The 21,392-nt window shown below is 44.1% G+C and carries 19 protein-coding genes and 3 pseudogenes; 5 read left to right on the top strand and 17 right to left on the bottom strand.

What is annotated here, in order from left to right:
• Nucleotides 1-358: pseudogene (locus tag MRBLPE1_RS14620) on the bottom strand (hypothetical protein); the annotation flags it as partial.
• 629 nt (nt 359-987) lie between these two features.
• On the opposite strand from MRBLPE1_RS14620, the pseudogene MRBLPE1_RS14615 reads away from it, so the two are divergent.
• Nucleotides 988-1,095 (top strand): annotated as a pseudogene (locus MRBLPE1_RS14615) (DUF1427 family protein); the annotation flags it as partial.
• Between the two features lie 44 nt (nt 1,096-1,139).
• On the opposite strand, the gene MRBLPE1_RS14610 reads toward MRBLPE1_RS14615, so the two are convergent.
• The 6 genes and pseudogenes from MRBLPE1_RS14610 to MRBLPE1_RS14590 all read right to left on the bottom strand — a co-directional run bounded on the left by MRBLPE1_RS14610 (nt 1,140) and on the right by MRBLPE1_RS14590 (nt 4,912).
• Complete coding sequence (locus MRBLPE1_RS14610) at nt 1,140-1,340, bottom strand: IS3 family transposase (protein WP_364146404.1); 201 nt, start codon at nt 1,338-1,340, stop codon at nt 1,140-1,142.
• Between the two features lie 58 nt (nt 1,341-1,398).
• Nucleotides 1,399-2,397: a type I glyceraldehyde-3-phosphate dehydrogenase gene (locus MRBLPE1_RS14605; RefSeq protein ID WP_364146402.1), complete on the bottom strand. Its 999-nt coding sequence runs from the start codon at nt 2,395-2,397 to the stop codon at nt 1,399-1,401.
• 90 nt (nt 2,398-2,487) lie between these two features.
• Nucleotides 2,488-2,636: pseudogene (locus MRBLPE1_RS33155) on the bottom strand (esterase); the annotation flags it as partial.
• 35 nt (nt 2,637-2,671) lie between these two features.
• Nucleotides 2,672-3,283 (bottom strand): alpha/beta hydrolase, encoded by a 612-nt coding sequence (locus tag MRBLPE1_RS14600; RefSeq protein WP_364146400.1) that lies wholly within the window; start codon nt 3,281-3,283, stop codon nt 2,672-2,674.
• The gene (locus MRBLPE1_RS14595; protein WP_414698872.1) at nt 3,280-4,239 is read right to left on the bottom strand and encodes a ring-cleaving dioxygenase; all 960 of its coding nucleotides are present in this window, start codon (nt 4,237-4,239) and stop codon (nt 3,280-3,282) included. The genes MRBLPE1_RS14600 and MRBLPE1_RS14595 overlap by 4 nt, the downstream gene beginning before the upstream one ends.
• A gap of 235 nt (nt 4,240-4,474) precedes the next feature.
• Nucleotides 4,475-4,912 carry a Dps family protein gene (locus tag MRBLPE1_RS14590; protein ID WP_364146398.1) on the bottom strand — a complete coding sequence of 146 codons (438 nt, stop codon included), beginning with the start codon at nt 4,910-4,912 and terminating at the stop codon, nt 4,475-4,477.
• A gap of 229 nt (nt 4,913-5,141) precedes the next feature.
• Between MRBLPE1_RS14590 and MRBLPE1_RS14585 the strand changes: the two genes are divergently transcribed.
• Nucleotides 5,142-5,567 (top strand): hypothetical protein, encoded by a 426-nt coding sequence (locus MRBLPE1_RS14585; RefSeq protein ID WP_364146396.1) that lies wholly within the window; start codon nt 5,142-5,144, stop codon nt 5,565-5,567.
• Complete coding sequence (locus MRBLPE1_RS14580) at nt 5,564-6,802, top strand: MFS transporter (protein ID WP_364146394.1); 1,239 nt, start codon at nt 5,564-5,566, stop codon at nt 6,800-6,802. The genes MRBLPE1_RS14585 and MRBLPE1_RS14580 overlap by 4 nt, the downstream gene beginning before the upstream one ends.
• 510 nt (nt 6,803-7,312) lie before the next feature.
• Here the strand turns inward: MRBLPE1_RS14580 and MRBLPE1_RS14575 are convergent.
• The 3 genes from MRBLPE1_RS14575 to MRBLPE1_RS14565 are packed head-to-tail and all read right to left on the bottom strand — an operon-like array spanning nt 7,313 to nt 9,590.
• Complete coding sequence (locus tag MRBLPE1_RS14575; protein WP_364146392.1) at nt 7,313-7,528, bottom strand: CDGSH iron-sulfur domain-containing protein; 216 nt, start codon at nt 7,526-7,528, stop codon at nt 7,313-7,315.
• A gap of 31 nt (nt 7,529-7,559) precedes the next feature.
• Nucleotides 7,560-9,386: an amidohydrolase gene (locus MRBLPE1_RS14570; RefSeq protein WP_364146390.1), complete on the bottom strand. Its 1,827-nt coding sequence runs from the start codon at nt 9,384-9,386 to the stop codon at nt 7,560-7,562.
• A gap of 30 nt (nt 9,387-9,416) precedes the next feature.
• The gene (locus tag MRBLPE1_RS14565) at nt 9,417-9,590 is read right to left on the bottom strand and encodes a XapX domain-containing protein (RefSeq protein ID WP_364146389.1); all 174 of its coding nucleotides are present in this window, start codon (nt 9,588-9,590) and stop codon (nt 9,417-9,419) included.
• Between the two features lie 293 nt (nt 9,591-9,883).
• On the opposite strand from MRBLPE1_RS14565, the gene MRBLPE1_RS14560 reads away from it, so the two are divergent.
• The gene (locus MRBLPE1_RS14560) at nt 9,884-10,519 is read left to right on the top strand and encodes a hydrolase (protein WP_364146387.1); all 636 of its coding nucleotides are present in this window, start codon (nt 9,884-9,886) and stop codon (nt 10,517-10,519) included.
• A gap of 108 nt (nt 10,520-10,627) precedes the next feature.
• Nucleotides 10,628-11,467, top strand: a complete 840-nt coding sequence (locus tag MRBLPE1_RS14555) for an alpha/beta fold hydrolase (RefSeq protein WP_364146385.1) — start codon at nt 10,628-10,630, stop codon at nt 11,465-11,467.
• A 454-nt stretch (nt 11,468-11,921) separates the two neighbouring features.
• On the opposite strand, the gene MRBLPE1_RS14550 is transcribed toward MRBLPE1_RS14555, so the two are convergent.
• The 7 genes from MRBLPE1_RS14550 to MRBLPE1_RS14520 form a co-directional block, all read right to left on the bottom strand.
• Nucleotides 11,922-13,478: a response regulator gene (locus MRBLPE1_RS14550; RefSeq protein WP_364146383.1), complete on the bottom strand. Its 1,557-nt coding sequence runs from the start codon at nt 13,476-13,478 to the stop codon at nt 11,922-11,924.
• Entirely contained in the window at nt 13,471-15,372 is a 1,902-nt protein-coding gene (locus MRBLPE1_RS14545; RefSeq protein WP_364147304.1) for a sensor histidine kinase, read from the bottom strand. Before MRBLPE1_RS14545 ends, MRBLPE1_RS14550 begins: the two co-directional genes overlap by 8 nt.
• A 35-nt stretch (nt 15,373-15,407) precedes the next feature.
• Nucleotides 15,408-17,105 (bottom strand): extracellular solute-binding protein, encoded by a 1,698-nt coding sequence (locus tag MRBLPE1_RS14540; protein WP_364146381.1) that lies wholly within the window; start codon nt 17,103-17,105, stop codon nt 15,408-15,410.
• A gap of 479 nt (nt 17,106-17,584) precedes the next feature.
• A complete protein-coding gene (locus MRBLPE1_RS14535) occupies nt 17,585-18,445 on the bottom strand; it encodes a LysR family transcriptional regulator (RefSeq protein ID WP_364146379.1) in 861 nt (286 codons plus the stop codon).
• Between the two features lie 384 nt (nt 18,446-18,829).
• Entirely contained in the window at nt 18,830-19,015 is a 186-nt protein-coding gene (locus MRBLPE1_RS14530; RefSeq protein ID WP_364146378.1) for a hypothetical protein, read from the bottom strand.
• A 1,078-nt stretch (nt 19,016-20,093) separates the two neighbouring features.
• Nucleotides 20,094-20,426, bottom strand: coding sequence for a transposase (locus MRBLPE1_RS14525; protein ID WP_364146376.1), 333 nt, complete (start codon nt 20,424-20,426; stop codon nt 20,094-20,096).
• A 230-nt stretch (nt 20,427-20,656) separates the two neighbouring features.
• Complete coding sequence (locus MRBLPE1_RS14520) at nt 20,657-21,322, bottom strand: GntR family transcriptional regulator (protein ID WP_364146374.1); 666 nt, start codon at nt 21,320-21,322, stop codon at nt 20,657-20,659.
• Nucleotides 21,323-21,392: the final 70 nt, after the last annotated feature.

Raw genomic sequence — 21,392 nt, 5'->3', positions numbered from 1 at the left:
CCGCTTGGATTTCCGGAAAAATCGGTCCGCTGAACGACTCTGCGGCAACAGTAGTCAGAACGGTTGGCACTTTGAAAGCTTTAGCTGCTTTGGCAAGTCCTGTCACGTTATTGCGCAATACCTGGATGTCAATCGATGATGTACCAAATGCCATTTGTGGTTGGTGATCGATCATGAGCAAGGTATGGTTCGTTGGCGTCAGCAATCTTGAAGACGGAACCGCCTTTGCTTGAATGACATGTGAACTAGCATTAACTGATTCTGCCTTTGTAACGAGATTCGATCCGAATGCGCTTGCAGATACGATAGCAGTTAAAAGTGCTAGAGTTGTTACGCGGCTTGTAAGTAATTTTTTCATGGTTGTTAGCTCCCTTTATATTAAAATAATAGAACAGTGTGTCCCAGCCGAAGCGTCTGTTACGATGTAAACTTCGTAACTGTCCATAATTACTGACAGTTGCTAAAAAGTTTTCCGTCTTCTTCCCACGAATTCATATTTGCCCGATCGATAAGTTGTTGATCAGGAAAAACTTCTTGAATCTGTGGATGGAGTGGACCCGAGAAGGTATTAGCCGCAACAGTAGTTAAGATAATTGGCGCATTGAATGCTTTTGCCCTTTTAGCCAGTCCCACAGTATTATTGATGACGGTTAGTCTATCGGCACTTTGCACGCCCTTTCTTTTATTAGTTACAGACGGCATTCCAAATAACTAGTTATGAAGTCCGTCGCATGCCTTAATAGTATTGGACCTAAATCTATTGATCAATTCTATTTTCTCTATACGTTCTATAGGTTGAAACTATAGGATCGTTCGAATACTTAATATAAGTACTCCCTATATGTTATATAGAGAAAACCATATTGTTAGATACTTGTTTTGCTAATAGAATTAGTCCAAGGTCTTATAAGAAAGAATTTATGTGGTCTGTATTGTATTATTAGCATTAGTTACTAGTCTCGTTATCACGATTGTTTTCAGACCCTCCGTATAGCGTCTCCCGCAACACCAATGTTGGGATTGATAGGTCTATTCGGTATATTTCTAGGACAACGATTTATTCCGCGGGTTAAATTACTGTTCAATCATAGTTAAATCAGGCTGATTTTTGATTCACAACTTTACTAAACATTTCACGCTCATACGATGGCAAATTTCTTCATAAGCCTTCTGATTTTCTTAAGGTTATAGATGATGCCAAACTCGTTCTCAAGAATCATCTTAATTGAGCGAGAACACTTCTTATATCCTCTCCGTAGAAAGGCCTTCATAATTAAGTCGCGTACTTTTGTAACCCTTCTAGCTGGGGGCCTATTATTGAACAAAGAGCAGTTATTCACAGCTAATCATAGCCTGTGTAACTGCTCTTTTTTTGGTTTATCTAATGTTCATATCAAACTATTTCGAAACAAGAAAAGCAGCAACTTCAGCTAGCCGAGAAGCGTAACCCCACTCATTATCATACCAAGCGGCCACAGATACAAGCTCGCCCTGCACTTGCGTCAATGGCAGATCAATAATCGATGAATGAGGGTCCCCTACAATACGGGAAGAGGCCCATTCACCCTCCAATATGTTTAGAACTCCCTTAAGCTCACCTTCATTAGCAGCAAGGCGGAACATTTCATTGATCTCCTGAACGGAGCATGATTTCTCTGTTATTAGATTAAGCTCAGCAATGCTGCCTGTGCGAGTTGGGATTCGGTAGGCCTTTCCAGTAATTTGGAGATCACTCCAAATAAACTTGAGAGCCTTAGCTGCTCCCGAAGATGATGGAATGATATTTTCAGCTGCTGCCCAAGAATCCCGCCGGTCCTTCATCGGCTGATCTGTTAATGATTGTGTATTGGTATACGAATGAACCGTTGAAAACAAACCATATTTAATACCGTAGTTTTCCCTGACTAATTTCACCACTGGTGCCAGTGCATTGGTTGTACAGCTCGCCATACTGATAATTTTATGCTTTTCCGGATCGAAGCTGCCCAGATTAATCCCTTTAAGCAAAACGGCGTCGCAATCCTCGAGACTTTTACTAGGTCCGCTGACAAGCACTCGCTTGGCACCATGATCCAAGTGCAATTGTGCAACAGGTCTGGTTACAGCACGCCCCGTACAGTCAATCACCAATTCAACACCCAATTCTCTCCAATTAGGAACTTCGCTGGACGAATTTATATACCGAATTTCTCGGCCGCCTATGATAATAGCTCCTTCGCGACTGGAAACCACTTCTTGCCAACGCTTGTAATTCGTATCAACCTCAAAAAGCGCCGCAAGTGTAGATTCATCTTTAATATCAGAGATAGAATACGGTACAAAGAGCCCCTCCTGAAGTGCTGCTCTAAGTAATTGCCGACCGATTCGACCGAACCCAAATATTGCAATTTTACCCATGATATCCTCCCGTTGTGGTGAAGAAAAGACCTACCAGAAAACTAGCCTTTTAAGGCCGCTCACTTTTAGGTCTAGACTTTACCGTTCCATTTATTTTTTAAGCCAAGCGTTTGCAAGCGCAATAGCCCCCTGGATGCCGCGGTATCCGCCAAAGCACTAAGCATAACAAAGTCATGAATAATTCCTTGGAAATGAACTGCTGTAACACGAACACCCGCTTGACTCAGTTTGTTTGCAAAGCTATCATTCTTCCAATGTTAAAATATATGATCAGCTAAGAAAGGAAATGTTCTTTGTACCAATCGGCTGCTTCGTCGATTTCTGAGTGCGTTAACTGATGACCTGCCTGTTCCCAGTTCACTTCAACGGAGGCGCCTGCACCTTTCAATAGCGTTAGTAATTCTTTTGTCTCATGTGGAGGGGAGATCGAATCATTCATTCCAGCACCAATGAATATAGGTGTTTGCGATAATTCTGGTAGTGTTACACCACGACGAGGAACCATGGGATGGAATAAAATCGCTCCTCTTAATGCGTTCTTGCAATGGAACAAGAGACTCCCTGCAATATTGGCTCCGTTAGAATAACCTATCGCTACTACATTCTGGCGGTCGAACTCATATTGGTTCGATGCTTGATCAAGAAATCCATTCAGCTCTTCAGTTCGAAACAATAGGTCTTCCTCATCAAACACTCCCTCAGCCAACCGCCTGAAAAACCTGGACATTCCAATCTCCTGAACCTCCCCCCGCACACTAAGGACATTCGAAGTCGGGGAGATTCTATGAGCAACCGGCAATAGATCGAATTCCGTCCCACCCGTACCGTGCAATAAGAGAAATGTTACCAGGTTCGGACTTGAACCTTTTCTATAAATATGTTTCATTGCTTGATTGACTCCAATTTCCGTACTTGAATATTGGGCAGGTTCTTTTCAATTTCAGCACGGCTGTCTTCAAACCATGATGGCAGCAGTAATGCCTCGCCCAGATGATCTTCAGGCTCATCATTTGCGAAACCTGGCGGATCTGTCGCGATTTCAAACAAAATGCCGCCTTGTTCACGAAAATAGATAGCATGAAAATACTGTCGGTCAATAATCGGTGTAGGATTAAAGCCGCTGCTTTCCACACGGCTTCTCCAAGCGTTGTGGTCTTCAATATCCTTGGCTCGCCACGCGATATGGTGAACGGTGCCTGCACCGGGGATCCCCCATTCCATGGGCTCTGCATTCACATCAATGAGGTTGCCGATGTCTCCTTCAGCCTTATAGCGAATAAAGTCACCATCCTGCCCTACCTTTTCAAGACCTAAAACGTCCTCAAGAACCTGCATGGTCTTTGTGGATGCAGTGCTGTATAGCACCGCGCCCCCAAATCCTTTGATAGCCTTATCCGTTGGAATACCTCCGAATGACCACGTATTGAGAGCTCCTTCTTCACGTTCAACAATCTCTAACTGGAGACCATCAAGATCTAAAAATTCGATATAGTTTTCGGAAAAACGGGTACTTTCTGTGAAGGAAATATCGAACGCTATGAGGCGTGCTTTCCAAAAATCAAGTGCGCCTATTGGTACTACGTATGTTGTTGTACCTACTTGTCCTCCTCCTATGCTACCTTTACGAGAAAATTCGTGCGGGAAGAACGTAATAATAGTTCCAGGGCTACCTTTTTCATTGCCGAAGTACAAATGGTATACTTCGGGTGCGTCAAAGTTAATTGTTTTTTTTACAAGACGAAGGCCCAGGACTCCAGCATAGAAATCTACATTTCTCTGCGCATCTTGTACGAAACAAGTAATATGATGGATGCCAGCTGTTTTCTTTAAGATATTAACCATCTTTACCAGACTCCCTTTCTTCTAGATTTTACGATCATGCGAATAACTGAACATACATCTAATTCAAATCATAGAGAAAAAAGTTCGAGCGAACAATTCCATTTTTTCTATACCTGTATAGTGAATTTACTATATCTTTGGCCCGATAACCCACCCATTGGTACCAATACAAAAAGCCGGGATTCCCCCCCCCCGGCTTTTTACGATAAAATAACAAATTAAAAACGGACCTAGGTTACCCTAAAAATGATTTCAACATCCATACATGCTTTTCAAGTGAGTAATGAATAGCCAAAAGCATATCACTGGTTGTCTCGTCGTCCTCACGATTAGCGATGCTCATACCTTCTTTAAGCTCATTAACAATAGTTCCAAAATCGGCTACAATCGTGCGGACCATCTCCGTAGCGCTCTCATTACCCACTGAATCTTTTACCGTTGCGGTTTCAAGAACTCCATGCAAAGTCGCTACAGGGCTGCCGCCTAAAGCCAATAGCCGCTCGGCAAGATTGTCCACATGAATCGCAGCTTCCGTGTATAGTTCTTCAAACTTCAAATGCAAAGTGAAGAACTGTGGACCTTTGACATACCAATGATAGTTATGCAGTTTGGTGAACATAAGACTCCAGTTCGCGATCTGAATGTTTAGCATTTCCGTAAGTTTTTCAGACATAAAAAAGCCCCTTTCAAATTTAGCACTAAATTCCAGGACCCACTATAACACACCCAACAAACTTCTGTATACGCGGATTTTGTACTATAAGAAAAAGCTATATGAGACATAGAAAGATCGATATTGATCGTACGAACCAACGTTTATACGATGGTGTTACATATCTAGTTCTTGGTTATAGAACTCCTCGACTGGAAAATGATCTCACCGAATATAAAGGAGAATTTGAATGGGAGTACGTTTTTTAAAAATGGCAGTTATTTATATTGTTCTCGGTATTGGCATTGGAATCTACATGGGTGCAACATTGAACTTTGGATTGACTAGCGTTCATGCCCACGCCAATCTTTTCGGATGGGCATCTTTGGCCCTTTGCGGATTTACTTATCTACGTTTTCCCAAAGCCGCAGAGTCCCGACTAGCTAAATGGCACTTCTGGTTGCAGGGCGCAGGCTTGCCAATCATGTTGATCTCGCTATCATTTATTTCAAGCGGCTATGATCAGGAATGGTTATCGACTATAAAACGCATAGGTGAATCCGTTGCCGGATGTGGAATTCTTGTTTTTGCTGTCAACGTATTTTTAAATGTTAAAGAAACCAATATAGCTGTAACAAAAGAGACGTATGCTGAAAAAAAGGGGGGGCTCTTTTGATTAACCCAGTGAATCCAATTGCACCACGTTATAATCTTACGACCCTTATACTATTCTGGTGTTCATTAATTGTCGTCTCTTCACTATATTTAACGATCCCTCTGTTCTCCGTATTTGAGGACGTATTCCAGGTCTCATCTTCCAAAGCGGCTTGGGCAGGCAGCGCCTTTTCTTTTGCTTTTGCAGGTGGAGCACTCCTGTTCGGGGGGCTTTCTGATCGCTATGGACGAAAAAAAATGATGATAACCGGGTTAGGCTTGCTCACGGTATCAACCTCTTTTATAGGAACAGTTCATGAGTTTCAATGGCTTATTGTTCTAAGGGTTATACAGGGACTGGCAGCATCCATGTTTCCGCCTTCTGTGTTAGCCTACGCTATGGAGATGTTCCCAAATAATAAAAGGGTAACTATCCTCGGATTTATAAGCACCGCCTTTTTAATGGCCAGTATCGTTGGACAGATCTATAGCAGCACCGTCGTAATGGGACTAAGCTGGAATTATGTATTTTATATCCTTGGCATCGTGTATTTTGTTTCGCTTTTTTTGATTACAGTAGGTATACCTAATGATATAACACACAAGTCGAAGGACAACTTTTTCACTCCTCTAAAGCGCATTGGTGGTATTTTCAGAAAAAAAAGTTTGCCCATCTGTTACATCATTTCCTCCACTCTCTTTATTTCACTCGTCGGTTTTTTCTCCACGATTGGAAGTTATCTAAGCAGCTCTCACTTCGGCCTGAGCCACCAGGAAATCCTATGGGTTCGTGCAGCCGGTATCATCGGTATGTTCATTTCTCCGTTTGATGGAGGGCTTGTTACTAGGTTTGGCGTAAAAAGTGTTCTGTGGTGTGGTTTGATTATGGCCGGTATTGGTCTAGGCCTGGTTGGCACCTCGGGGAATCTTACATTATTAATCCTGACGAGTATTATTTTTACTGCTGGCATAGCTATGGCCCTTCCCGCCTTGTTATCATTAATAGGTACTTTAGCTGGAGAGTTAAGAGCTAGCGCTCTTTCTTTCCATATGTTTATGCTTTTCATTGGAGCCTCGCTTGGCCCTATCATCTCCATTTATTTGATTGACACTGAAGGTCATAGGTTCACTTTCGAGGTGTTAGCCGGATTACTGCTGTTAAGCACGGTTGTCCCATTCTTTATTCGGTTAGAAAAAAAAGAAAATACCATTAGCCAGATCAATCAGCACAAGCAAACTAACGTTAAAAATCATTGATAAGTCAACTAATGGGATTTCTCTCTAGTATCAAAAGTCAAATCAAAATAAAAACGAGGTGTTGCAGGAGGCTTATCCCTGCAACACCTCGTTTCGATTTCGGTCAATTGCAGCTTTCTTGAGTAGATTATAAGCAAGTGAAAGCCACCTGACCTCTAGACACCTTCACTTCTCTATTGCCTGTTACATATGTACAAGAGGGCTTTAAAGGACAGCCCTCACAACAGGCGTCGCAAAAACAATAATTGATAGAAATGACAAAGAGGCTGCCTATAAGTCACTTATGGGACAGCCCCTTGGTTTATATAACAGTTTTCAGATAATCTCACTTTTTAGTTGTCGAGATTGTTTTTCTTCAAGTCTTTTGGCTTGAAGCACTGGGTATTGATTTTTGGGGTTTTCCAGCTATAAAATCTGTTTTTTTATTTAATACTGCTCGTACTAACTGTATTAACTGTTCCCGGGTAATTGACTCTCTTCTAGGTGACAAATGCCTACCACCCGTGTACCTCATATTGACCTCGTCCTCAATGAAGCACGTGGTGCGCTTTCAAATTTACCTTTGTGAGTCAAGTCACAGAAAGGCTTTTGATTTGATAATCCGCACCGACAAAGGATAAAGCTCTCCTTTGTCTCGAAACGGTTACCCAACGAATCCACCATCTCTACTTTGCCTGTTATTCGCAATGGTCCATTATCGTTAACTTTGATCGTAACATCGGACATGATGATCTCACCTGCCTCTAGGTTATTTTAGTTAGAAGACAAAGCAATCCAAGTCACAGAAGCCGCTATTATGATGGTTACACCTATGATGATGGACCTGTTGAGGTGTATGGGCGCCTGTTCCACCGCCCCCATAGTTGGTCCCTTTGTAATAGCCTCCAAAGACATTATGCGGAGACCAGTCTGGACTTGCTTTGGGAGCTGCTGGTGACAAAGATTGAAATTCGGAAGCACCGTAGACAATCTTACCGCCTACAACTGTAAAGACGGATTCGATTTTTTTAATATTTTCTTCGGATACACTGAAGAAATTCTCAGAAAGAATTGTAAGATCAGCGTATTGGCCTTTCTTGATTTGCCCTTTTACATCTTCTTCCTTTGAAAACCATGCATTCCCCGTAGTATACATCTGAAGTGCTTGGTGTCTCTCTACACGATTAGAAGCAGGATACAGGCTTAACCCCCCCAGTGTTTTGCCTGTCACTAGCCAGTATAGGGCCACCCAAGGATTATAACTTGCAACCCTGGTCGCATCTGTACCCACACCAACACGCAACCCAGCCGTAAGCATTTTACCTATTGGAGGAGCGTTTTCAGCTGCTTTTGCCCCATATCTATCAACGAAATATTCACCCTGGAAAGCCATTCGACTTTGAACAGCGATCGAACCACCTAATGCGACGACGCGCTCTAAATCCTTCTCTTGGATCGTTTCGGCATGATCCAAAATCCAGCGTAAGTCTTTAAAAGGAACTTCTTTATTTACTTGCTCAAATACATCGAGAAAACGAGTTATAGATTCTCCATAAGTTGCATGAAGACGAAATGGCCAGCGTTGTTGAACGAGATGCTGAGTTACTTCGAATAGTTCGTCTTCTAATACAGCTGGAAGTTCCGGACGGGGTTCGACAAAATCTTCGAAGTCTGCTGCACTATAAACAAGCATTTCACCGGCACCGTTATGCCGATAGTAGGAACTTCCCGTATAAGGCTGTGATGTCGCGGTCCATGCTTTAAAATCACTCAATTCATTTTTAGGATGCTGTGTGAATAAATTATACGCTGTTCGAACCGTAATCTCTTCACGCTTATCAAGCTCTTCAAAAACCTTATAATCATCGGGATAGTTCTGAAAGCCCCCCCCAGCGTCAATAACACTTGTAACTCCGAATCGATTCAATTCCCTCATGAACAGACGGGTTGAATTCAGTTGATCCTCGTATGAGAGTTTTGGTCCTTTAGCTAAGGTTGCATACAAAATAGTTGCATTAGGTCGAGCGATGAGCATTCCTGTAGGATTACCTTGACTATCCCTTTGGATTTCTCCACCTGGTGGGTTAGGTGTATCTTTTGTATACCCGATTACTCGCAAGGCAGCTTTGTTCAAAAAAGCTTGACGGTAAAGATTGAGGATAAAAACGGGAGTTTCTGGAGCAATTCGATTGATTTCATCTAAAGTTGGCATTCTGCGTTCCAGGAATTGGAACTCTGTCCATCCGCCTACAACACGGACCCAGTGAGGTGCTGGTGTACGATCAACCTGCTTTTTCAGCATACGCAATGCATCCGCTACTGACGGCACCCCATCCCAGCGAAGCTCGAGGTTATAGTTGAGACCACCCCGAATGAGATGAATATGGGAATCGTTCAAGCCCGGTATTAACATTCGTTTTTTTGCGTTCACGACTTGTGTGGATAATCCAACATATTTCATGATTTCGGCATCATCTCCCACAGCCAGAAATTTTCCATCCCTAACTGCAACTGCCGATGCTGTAGGTTTGGAATCGTCCATCGTTACGATACTGGCATTATGAATAACCAAACTAGCTTCATCTACTTTTGTTTTCTCAGACATGATTTAGTTCTCCTATGCATTTTTTTTTGTTTATTTATGGCTAGACCAAAGTTTTATCCATGGAATCAACCTCTGCCCTAAAAACATACCAAGGAGACCAATCAGCCCCAAAAAAGGCGGTGCAGGAGAGGGAATCCGAAACGATTGAAAAACAACTCCAATTACAATACCTGTAGCTAAAGCCAGAAACATAGCACCCCACATATTCATATCCTCCTTCAACTCTTTCAATTGTTTTGTTCTTACAAGCTAGTTTTCTATTCATAAGTTTATAAGTTGGCATTCTTACTAACAATAAGGCTTTCTCTATAACAGCCATAGGAATTGCTTATGTATATACTTTATTGAAATTTTAATATTTATAGTTTTTTCCTATACATAGTATAGAAAACTGAAGATTGTTTGTTCGATTATATTTCAATAGACTGAATACACACAGCAGGATTTCCATTTTTTTAAATCTGTTGTAATTAAATAGGGAAAGCAGGGATCTTTGTATGTTTAACGGAAAGACAGATTTACTTACGGCTGAAAACTCAGCTATTATTCTTGTAGACCATCAGCCTCAAATGCTATTTGGTGTACAAAGTGCTGATCGCCAAACTATCATTAGCAATACGGTTGCACTTGCAAAAACGGCTAAAGTTTTTAATGCACCAATTATTCTTACGACTGTTGCTGCTGAATCATTTTCAGGTCCTATTCATCCGCATATTCAAGATGTTTTTCCTAATCAAAAACCAATTGACCGTACAAACATGAACGCTTGGGAAGACGAAAACTTCGTGTCGGCTGTGAAAAAAACAGGTCGTAAGAAGCTGATTATGGCAGCTCTTTGGACGGAAGTTTGTCTCGCTTTCCCTACAGTTTCAGCCATTAAAGATGGATATGAAGTATACATTGTAACGGACGCTTCAGGTGGGACTACCACGGAGGCACATAACATAGCCGTTCAACGCATGATACAAGCGGGAGCAATTCCCGTTACTTGGATGTCTGTTCTTCTTGAGTATCAACGCGATTGGGCACGTCAAGAAACGTATGATGCAGTCTTGGAGATTGTTATGCAACATGGTGGTGCTTATGGTGCGGGTGTTGTTTATGCTCAAACGATGTTTGGTGGACATGAGTAATATTCATCCCAAAAAGGACAATTTAATTTTGACTGTCTTAGCTTGTGGATTATGCCTAAAGTGAGGGTACTATACCCAAAACAATTCTAAAGGAGTGAATTATGGAGCATGGCTAAATTAACAGTCGGAACGGAAAACGGGCATCCCATTGAATTGTATTTTGAGGATCTTGGAGCAGGCAAACCTGTAGTTTTGATCCATGGCTGGCCACTGAGCGGGCGCTCGTGGGAGAGTCAAGTTCCAGCGCTCATCGATGCAGGTTACCGCGTGATTACCTATGACCGCCGCGGATTCGGACAATCCTCCCAACCGTGGAACGGTTACGACTATGATACGTTTGCGACGGATCTCCATAAGCTGATCGAACATCTGGACCTTAAGGACGTGACACTGGTCGGATTTTCGATGGGTGGCGGAGAGGTTGCCCGTTACATTGGCACATACGGAACAAGCCGTGTCAAAAAAGCCGTGTTGGCTGCTGCGGTTCCGCCGTTCTTTTATAAATCTGCCGAGCATCCAGAGGGTGGTCTGGATGAAGCCACCATTCAAGGCTTCCAAGATGGTTTGAAAAAAGACCGTGTCGCCTTCCTTGACGGCTTCACTCACAATTTCTTTAAAGCAGGGGATAGAACCGACCTGGTCAGCGAGTCCTTCCGTGCTTACAACTTTGATATTGCTTCTTATGCATCACCAAAGGGGACGCTGGATTGTATTGATGCCTTCGGCCGGACGGATTTCCGTGACGATTTGGCGAAATTTGATATCCCATTGCTTGTTATCCATGGTGATTCCGATGTGATTGTGACGCTTGAGGTAAGCGGTCAACTATCCCATGAAGCTGTTGCAGGCAGCCAACTCGTTGTAATCGAAGGTGGACCACATGGTTTGAACGCGACTCACCCTGAAGAATTCAATACCGCTTTGATTCACTTCCTTAATACTAAATGAATGAACAGTCACGGGAATCATCAGTTACTTCATATAAAGCGCTTTCGAGACTTTTCATACTGGACTAAAGAGGAGAGTTAAAATAAACAAGTACCCATTAAATTGATGAAAAGGTGTGAACTGTGGCCCATAAGAAGGACACATTGAAAAAAAGTGACCCTCTTGTGGGTCATTTGTGTTTCAATCTAGGTAAGGATGAGGAACGAGACGAAAATGGGGAAGTTGAATCGAGCCGTATTTACAGATGAGCAGATGAGAAAGTTGGAGGCAACCCCCAACGTACAGCATGTGTCCGAGTCGGCGAGTATATGAACTAAGGCGTATGAGACGTTATACTCGGGGCCACCGGACAATTACTTGCCGACTACGTCGCAGCCACACTCGAGCTTTCACTTGTCGAACGGACGCATGTCTGTTAAAGCAACTGGACGGAAACATTCACCTTGAAGCCATTTTAGGTTTCAAACAGCCTTCGCTGGCTTCGGAATTCCAGCGCTGTGATGCCTTCGGTATCCTTAAATATTCTCGTAAAATGCTTCACATTTTCGAATCCAACCTGATCACTGATTTCGTACACCTTCAAATCGGAGTGCACCAACAGTTCCTTCGCCTTGTCCAGCCTTAACCGGCGAACATAGTTCGAGAAACTCTCACCGCTATATTCTTGGAAGGCTTGGCTGAAATACGAGTAATTGAGTGAGAAATGGTTGGACACGACCGCCATGTTCAAATCGTCGGTATAATGCGTCTGCAAGTAGGCGAGAACTTTTTGCATCGTATTTTGTTCCGTCGGGGCTTGCTCTCTCCGATCTTGAATGAACCGATCCAGACTATCGAGAAGCTGCTCCACAGCTGCATAATAATGTTCAAATCGATCGAAATTCCCGATATGGCCAACATTGGAGTACGGCATTAATAGGCCAAGCACTTTATTTCCGTAGATGCGGAACACCTTGTCGAACAGCTCTTCATTGAGCAGTTGGCTGATCCGTTCCAGGTAGCCGATTTCACAGCAGCTAATGATACGAACATCTAGAATTTGATCGAGAAGCTGTTTGATTTCATCCCCGCGTTTCATTCCGATGAGATTCAATATTCGTTGAATCAACTCAACAGGAACGACATGCCGCTCATTGCGCTCACTTATGCTGGTGTAGTCCAGCACATCGAGTTCTGGAAGCACAATTCTGTATTTCAAGGTTTGCTTCGCTTGGCTGTATGCCCGCCTTATCTGCTCTATCCCTTGAACAGACTCGCTAATCGCGATTCGCAGCTGTGACTCATATACACTCAACCTCCACCGTTCCGACAACTGGTAGAACATAACCGGATCGCGTACGATCATAATCGTGCCGCCTTCTCCATCACGCGTGAGCATCCAATCCATATGCCCTTGTAACAGCTCAGTGATTTGATTCCTGAAAGAAGCAGCATCCGTACTGCTAGGCTGTGATCCTCCACCGCGTCGCGTAAGCAAGCCCAGCGTATATCCTGCATCCAACCAGCTAAAGCCGGCCTGCTTCAGCATGTTTTGTGTTATTGCATCATCCACATCCTTTTGGGTCAAATGCTGGGTAACTAGCTCGGCAGCAACAAGGCTGGCATCTTCGCCCGCCTTGTCTGCTCGCTCTTCTCTCATCCTTATGTCCTGCATTAATCGCTCCAGGACGGCGAACAACTCCTCCCGTATCACAGGCTTCACGAGATATTCCTTCACAGCAAAGCGAATCGCTTTCTGTGCATATACGAACTGATTATAGCCAGACAGCAGTACAATCTCGGGCCTTACGGGATGCTCTTGCAGTTGCTCGAGCAGTTCGATCCCATCCATAATTGGCATTCGGATATCTGTGAACATTATATCCGCAGGCTCCTGGCTAAGCAGCTCCAGCGCCTCTTGTCCATTCTCGGCAAATCGGTAGTTGAACAGATTAGGAAACTGTCTCTCAATCACCGCTTGCAAGCCCCTCCGAATGATTTTCTCATCGTCGACGATCAGCATGCTAATCATAGATGTCTAATCCCCCTTCCATGACCCGATACGGCAAAATCATGATTATGCGTGTATAGCTTCCTTCCTGACTCTCGATCTGAATCCCATATTCCGTCCCATAGCTCATCACTAAGCGTTGGTCCACATTGCGCAGACCAATTCCATTGCCGTCCTGGTTATTTTTGCGAATGAATAATTGCCGGACATCCTGGTAAGCGGACTCTTCCATTCGTAGCATTCGATTTAATAAGCCCAGCTTCTCTTCCGGTATGCCGCAGCCGCTGTCAGTGATCTCTATGACACAAGCTTGATCACGCCGGACGGCAGAGATCGTAATGACAAGATTTCCGTCGCTGGAATGCATGCGGCTCATCCCATGCTTGATTGCATTCTCGACTGCGGGCTGCAGTGACATTTTGAGCGATTCCTGCTTGAGGCATTCCGGTGCAATCGACAATCGGAGATCAAGTCTTCCATCATAACGGATGTTCATGACGGATACATAATGCTGGACCTGCTGAATCTCATTGCTGAGCATCACGTGATCCCGCTTCCATTCCATCGAATACCGCATCATACCGCCTAGCGAGGTCATTATGTCCGATATAAGGTACTGCCCTTCAATCTCCGCCAGCATCTTAACGTTCTCCAGCGTATTGTAGAGGAAATGGGAATCTATCTGGTTCTTCAGCGCCCGAAGCTCGGCTTCTTTGCCTGCCGCCTGCCTAGCTGCCTGTTCTTGAATAAGCTCGTTAATCTTCAGAATGAGCTTACTGTAGTGCAAGCCCAGCTCTCCTACCTCATCGGTACCGGTAATCTGCGGCAGCTCGACGTCGAAGTTACCGCTTCTTACCTGTTTCATCGATTCTCTTAACACCTTAAGCCTGCGCAAAATCATCGCCTGCATCGAGTAAGACAGCAGTACGAGAAATGCCACTAGTAACGAAATAAGTACAATATAACGAACTCTCGAATGGTGAATGCCTTCAATCGTGTCCGCAAGACTAACCATATTGACCAGATGTACGTCGATCGATGGAATGTAACTCTGAATTGCCAAGTAGGACTGCCCATTAACCTTGAATTGTACCGTCTCGTGATCTGTATTACTCGTCAGCTTCACGCTGTTCATCAATTGCTCCGCGCTGTGCTGTTCGAACACAGGTGAAGCCTTCAAGCTGAATACCTGTCCGCTCCTTGCTACTACGATCAACTGGGAGTTCATGTCCTGCACACTACTGAACGTTCGAGAGAAGAAATTCGACAGCTTCATCGATATCTCTAGAATCCCATTATGTGTTGCGTTGTCCGCATATTTGAATTCCTTGAAGTACGTCATGAAGGGCTCATTCGGCGATGGTTCGGAAGGCGCACCGGTGAGGGCGACGTTCTCCTGTATCTCCCACCAGGGCAAACCGCTCTGCTTCATCACCTCATCATGCCAAGGCTTGTCCTGAATACGTGATTCCTGTAAGATGACTGGCCAAATCTCATTCACATAAGGGTTGTCCGTGAACAACCGGACATTCGCAATTCGTGGATTGTTGAACAGAAAATATTGAAAGCTGTTGACCACATTATACTTTATATGTAGAACACGCGCTGCATCTTGAATTTGTTCAATTTGCAGATAATTGTTCATTTCCCGATTGGATAACGCAAGCTGACCGGTCCATCCCATCAGCTCCATGTTATTCTCAATATTCGTCTTCTCGACCGCCAGCGCATTCTCGTTGTTCTTCGTCAATTCTTTCATTGCCTTGGCGGACTCTTCATTGATCGTATACCAGGAGAATAAAACAACCGGTATGATGATAACGAACACAAATGACAGAATCAGTTTGACTTGAAGCGAAAGTTTAAACGTAAATGCACGTATCCCCAATAACCGACGGATTGCAGCGAATCCCATCTCCTGCTTCACATCCTACTGCTTCCTCTATAGAACTATTGATTGAGCGACGACTTCAGCTTCTGTACATTTCGTTCATAGGCTGCTTGGCGGCTAGCTACGATGGCTTCATACTCGGGATCCTCGGTAATGCTGTTCATGAATTCGGTGAACAGTTGATCGAATTCAGCATCCGACTTGGACATCAGCAGCTTCGGCAGCGTCTCGGCCCAGAGCCGCACGTTTAGGTCTTCGGCAATACCTTCCTTCGTCGTCGGGTCCGGATCCAGATTGTCGAACTCGCTCATGCTGATTGTCTTGCCCCTCGTCCAATCGGCAATTTGTTTGGCAGGATCAGCATCCATCCCCGTCATCCATGCTAGTTTCATGTTTGTATCCATTAGCATCCAGTACATATAAGAACTGCCATATTTGCTATCGAACGCTTGGCGGTCGGTGTTGAGCAGATGCATGATCTCCGGCAGGAACTGATCTTTGCCGTCTATCGTATCGTAGGTAACGCCCTTCTCTCCTAAGTACAGATCCTTGTTTCCCTCTTCGCTGAGCAAATAGCTAAGGAAGGCAATTGCCCGCTTCTTATCCTTGACATTCTTCGAGATGAGCGTCACCGTCCAACCGGAGATTCCATTTCCTGCAAGTGTTGGCGCATCATGCGCATCATTCGCCGGACCATCAATCGCGATATACACCTTATTCGGGTCCTTCTGATACAACGCTTGGTTAATCTCTGTAAAATCAGACCACTGATACAGCATGGCAAAATAGCGCCCTTGCGATATTTTTTCATCCTTTTCCAGTCGTTTTTCATCAATATAGACATCTGTCGGCATCAGCCCGTCCTCATTCGCTTGGCGGAACACCTTCAGCCATTTCAGATAGGTTGGATCGCTTCGACGGTCGTACAGTTTGCCGTTTTTCTGCTGTGGAATTGCTAGAAAGTTCTGAAGATACGCTTCCAGTGAATAGTTGCCGGTTTCCGTAAATTCATGCAGGCCGATCGGAATGAGCGGCTGGCCGTCCACTTCCGGAAACTTCTCCTTAGCAGCCTTCAGCGCGCCGAGAAACCCTTCCGGCGTGCTCATATCCGGCTTCCCAAGTGCTTCATACATGTCTTTCCGAACAACAAAGGTCTGATTAGACGTAAAAAGCTGACCATATTTTTGATAATCCATAGGGGATGAAGATGCATTAGGGTAGCCATACACATTGCCGTCAGCCTGTGTATACCAGCTAAGCTTCGCGGGGTCTGCGACTTTAAAGAAATAAGGATCATACTGATCCGCTAGCTCATTCAATGGAAGCACCATATCTCCTTTGATCATCTTCAGCACGGAATCCTCGTACCAGCCTAGCGTGATGAAGTCAGGAAGCGACCTTGCTGCCATCATCGTGTTGAGCTTCTCGCTGGCGTCGCCAGCAGGCACGATAAAGTTCAAGCTGACGCCCGTCTTCTTCGTTATATAATCGGAAACGACGTTTCCTCCCCACTTGCTGGTGAACCAATCGAAATTGATATACCAGTCAAACGTAATCGGTGTCGTGTCCTGCTTCCAGGCAGGCTCATCCGGAGAAAGCTTCGTTCGAGAAGCATCTGCCTCCATAAGTTTGGCCTTGAAATTCGGATCTTCAGTAGTGCCATTGCTCGATGTGCCGTTGTTCCCAGAACAAGCCGCTAACATCCAACACATCACCAGAGCTAATAACAGTATTGCTGATTTACGCATTTTATCCATTCATAATTCTCCTTCGTCTGCGCAGTGGTGAACTTAGAATCCTATTTTTGGAGTATTCCCCCTACTAAAGCAGGATTACGCTGGTCAGAAACCTCAATTAGTATAAAGGTTATTGCAAGCAAAAGAAAGAGCTTACATGGTAGGGTTACTATATATTGGGTTTCCTACGTCGCCAACGCGAATAAGCGAGTACGACAAGGAAATATTCCTTCGTCTTGCTCGCTTTCGTTAGCTATGATGTTCTAGTTATGATTCATAATCTCCAGCGTCGTAAGATGCTCTTTCCAAATATCAACTGCGCATAAAAATAACAGATCACACCTCCTCATTTTCTGTCCAGGTGGAAAGCGATCTCTTTCATATTTGTACGGCAGCTGTCTTCAATGCGTGATCGGGATTATATTATGCAACCCCCGCAAACGGCAATAACGAAACCTATCGCCCTATTTACGATGGCCGTTGTCTGCCAACTTTTTTGATTATTCCAGAAAAAAATCGATACATTTCTGAACAGAAGGATTATTGTAATGATACTTTTTAAAAACAAGCTTGATCTCACGTATAGGCGTTGGATCTACGAGACGAATCATTTTCAATCGCTGACCAGAAAAGTTTTCAATTAAAGAAGCAGGTAAAATAGCTACCCCCATCTTTTGCATTACCATAGAAAGAAGAATAGCAGTGGAAGATGACTCAAACTTTGATTGTAAGGATTTGGCGATTTTAGCGCTGAATGTATGAAGATGCTCGATTAAACTTATATCCCCAACAAATAAGAAAGATTCTAAATCTTCTAGCTCTTGAAAAGAAACTAAGGTTCGATCTGCCCATGGATGATCCGCATAAACGACCAATGCTTGTTCTTCTTTATACAGGTGCATCATATGAATTTCTTTGTTTGGATCATAATTATCGGTAATGCCAATATCGATACTACTATTCAATAATTGCTGCGATGTATTTTCTATACTGGCAAATTTTAATGTAATGTCAGGATACTGTTCATGGAATTTCAAAAAACGGGGTATTAAACAAAAAAAGTCCATGGGCGAAATGCCTATCGAAAGTTTATTTGTCCGAGCATAGCGTAACTCGTAAGTTTCTTTCTTCGATTCTTCAATGAGCCTCATCACGGAAAGAGCTTTTTCGTAAAGTATTTCCCCGTCAGCTGTAATCTTTACCCCTCTACCAACTCTCTCGAACAAAGGGGTTCCAACTTCTACCTCTAGAAAGCGGATCTGTTGACTTAAAGTAGGTTGAGAAGTCATTAAAACTTCTGCAGCCTTAGTAAAGCTTCCTTCTTTGCAAATTTGAATGAAACATTCTAATTGCCTGAACATGAAAGATTCACCTCAACCTCTCTTATAAATGAATCCATCTCTTGAATTGTGCATTGGGACTCATAGTAACTCATTCATTATTCGTCTGTCCGAACCGAGCGGGCGGAGCGCAGTGATGGAGGTAGGGCGGCGATTCAGCAGCAAGTCATCGCGATTCCGCCTGCGATCGGACCGATACCGGCGCTTCATGGATTTTTACCCGTCGAATCCGTCGTCGTTGTCGTTGTCGTTTCCGATATTAGCCACCAAGGAGATGCCTTGAATAGAGTCCGATTCGTCACGCGTGCTTGCATTTTGAGCCAAGTTTCAATACGCATCTTCAAATTCCGCGATTTCCATTGGCGTGCCTTCGAGCTCGATGCCGTACATCGTTGCTTTCATTGGCTAATCCTCCATTAATGGTTTTTTCGCTTCCAGCCGCTTATTCAGCCTGCGAAATTCGGCGTACAGCCGCTTTACTTCTTCGTCCTGTAGACGATACGCCGCCAGAAGGTTGTCGTAGTCGTGTTTGAGCTGGGCGATCGCAGGTATATCCTTCGCGTTGTGGTGCTTGATCCCCGGTCTTGGCATAGAAGTCCCCCGTTTCTCAAATCAGCAAAAAAATAAAGGCGGGAAAGCACCGACACTTATGCATTTACTGATTTGTTTTGTCCTTCGGTTTCTTTAACATGGCGATTGGCAGACACCTATATTCGCCTTGCTGGCCGGTACTTTTCTTGGTGCTTCCCGTACTGAGTATTCACCCGCTGGTGGTGATGAGCTTGATCGTGGTAATTGCTGGACTTCGTAAACATTATATGAAAGAACCCGTCATGTAATATATCCGCTAGATTTCAGGTGAAGGTTACTAGATTTTAGGGTTGGTGCGTTGGGAACACTATGTGTGTGGTCTGAAAATATGAAGAGCCCGCTTCTCGATTCGCGGAAGTTCAGTGGTAATCGCCGAGCTGGTCGGCTGCAATACGGAGGCCTGTTCGTCCGCTACTCCGGCATGTTACCGAGCGAATATCAGCAGCGGCTAGGGCAAAATGGGGGAGGGGAATGGCAAAATCGCGTTGGCGGTTAATATGAGGTCAACCAGTTTTTACTGAACACTTTTGTCTTGGTGGTGTATTTCTCAGTAGCCGGGGCTGATCGGACGTTCTCCTGGGGTCTGTAACTCGTCGCTAAAACTGATCGCCCCTACTTGTCACAGATAAATAGATAATTCCCTTAAATTAAAGAACTTTATTTATCATTAAAAAACTTTATTTTCAATTAAAGAACTTTATTTTCCCACATCAGTAAAGGGAGTCCGATATACTTCACTTGGTGACAGAAAATAAAGATGTTAACGAAGGTCTAGTAAAATCAAGGGTTTTCGGGACATCAAAATCGGCGTCAATTATATTATAGTTGTTTAATCGAGGCGACTTTAAGTTGTGCCGCGGTAGATATCTCGAAAATAAAGTTGTTTAATCAGAGGCATGCAAAATGCCCGAAATGAAAATAAAGTTGTTTAATGAACTTGGCAGCTGGTTCATCATACCGCCCAAAAAGAACAAAATGAAAAAGTCCCAACCTTGCAATGAGCAAAGTTGGGTACTTTCGGTTTTATATATTTTAGAACCAAGTACAATATATGCTTAGTTTTTTATAAGATCTACTACTACTGACTCACATGAAGCTTTATCTTATAGATTTTTTCAAAAAAGACGTTGTTGACCACATCGGCTTTAAGCCACAGCCACAATCCTTCGACAGGGTTAAGATTAGGGCTGTACGGTGGCAGAAAGACCAACTGCAGGCGCAGGTTTTTCCTTAAAAAAGGTTGCAGCGCACTAGCATAATGAATACGGCTGTTGTCCAAAATCATAGCTATTTTTCCGCTCGGATAAGCAGAGAGAAGATCCTCTAGAAACCGAATGAAGGCGACCACATCAGCTTTTTCTTCTTCCCGATGATGTACCTGTCCAGTTTCATAGTTAATGGCTCCGAACAACTTCTCTAGTGTTACCGTACGTTGGCACTTTGCACCCCGGACAACCACCTAAACTTACAGACGAGCAGCGTAGTCAACTCGCGGCGATGTTTTTGGTTCTCCATCGATTGTTGCCTTCTTCAGCCGATTGTGGGCAAGGAGCTGCTGCCCATCTGTTATGCGTTAAACGATCCCAATCCAAGTCCCCTCAGAAACAACGTCCTCAAAGACCAAGAGTCAACCTAAACCACTTAACGGTTGTCAAACAATTTATCCGCGGTGAGCTGGATGTGCGTTCTAAAGAGCTTGACGGCAAGATCGCTGTCGCGGCTAATAACGGCATCAGCTAATGCCTTATGTTCAGCACGCCCATCGCGAACTTGCTGTTGCAGGGGCGAACAATGCCGATAAAATTCACTCAAATCCCACAGGCGCCTGCAGATATCTAACAGAATTGGATTGGGACATGCGGCGATAAGCTCGTAATGAAATTGACGGTGGATCTCGGACCACTCTTCACTAATGACAAGCTTGTCATTTGCTTCCTTGTACTCGGCTGTCTGCGATAATTTGTGGTGAACGGCAATTACATTGGATTCCCATGTAAGATCGCCACAGGCGATGGATAGGCGTAAGGCTTCGGATTCATTAATCGAACGCGCCCGTACGATGTTATTCAGTTCTTCTTCCGACGCCCTCTTCACTGAGAATCCGTGGTTAGGGTTTTGCAGGACGAGGCCTTGAGTCGCCAACCGGGTCAGTGCTTCTCGAACGACAGCAACCGAGACCTCGAAACCTTTGGCTAATTCCGAAACGGTTAATGGAAAACCCGGTTCATATTGTCCGGCCAGAATATCGGACTGCAATTTCTTCGTGACATTCTCGCTTAAAGTAGACGAACCGTTTCTTTTGGCCATGCAGCCAGCACCATCCTTCATGCACATTAGGATTACACACATTTTATCTAGTTTACACCTAAATTCACAA

Origin of the sequence: Paenibacillus sp. LPE1-1-1.1 (genome assembly GCF_040676435.1) — a bacterium.
GTDB lineage: Bacteria > Bacillota > Bacilli > Paenibacillales > Paenibacillaceae > Pristimantibacillus.
This window is presented reverse-complemented; position numbering and strand designations above follow the sequence as displayed.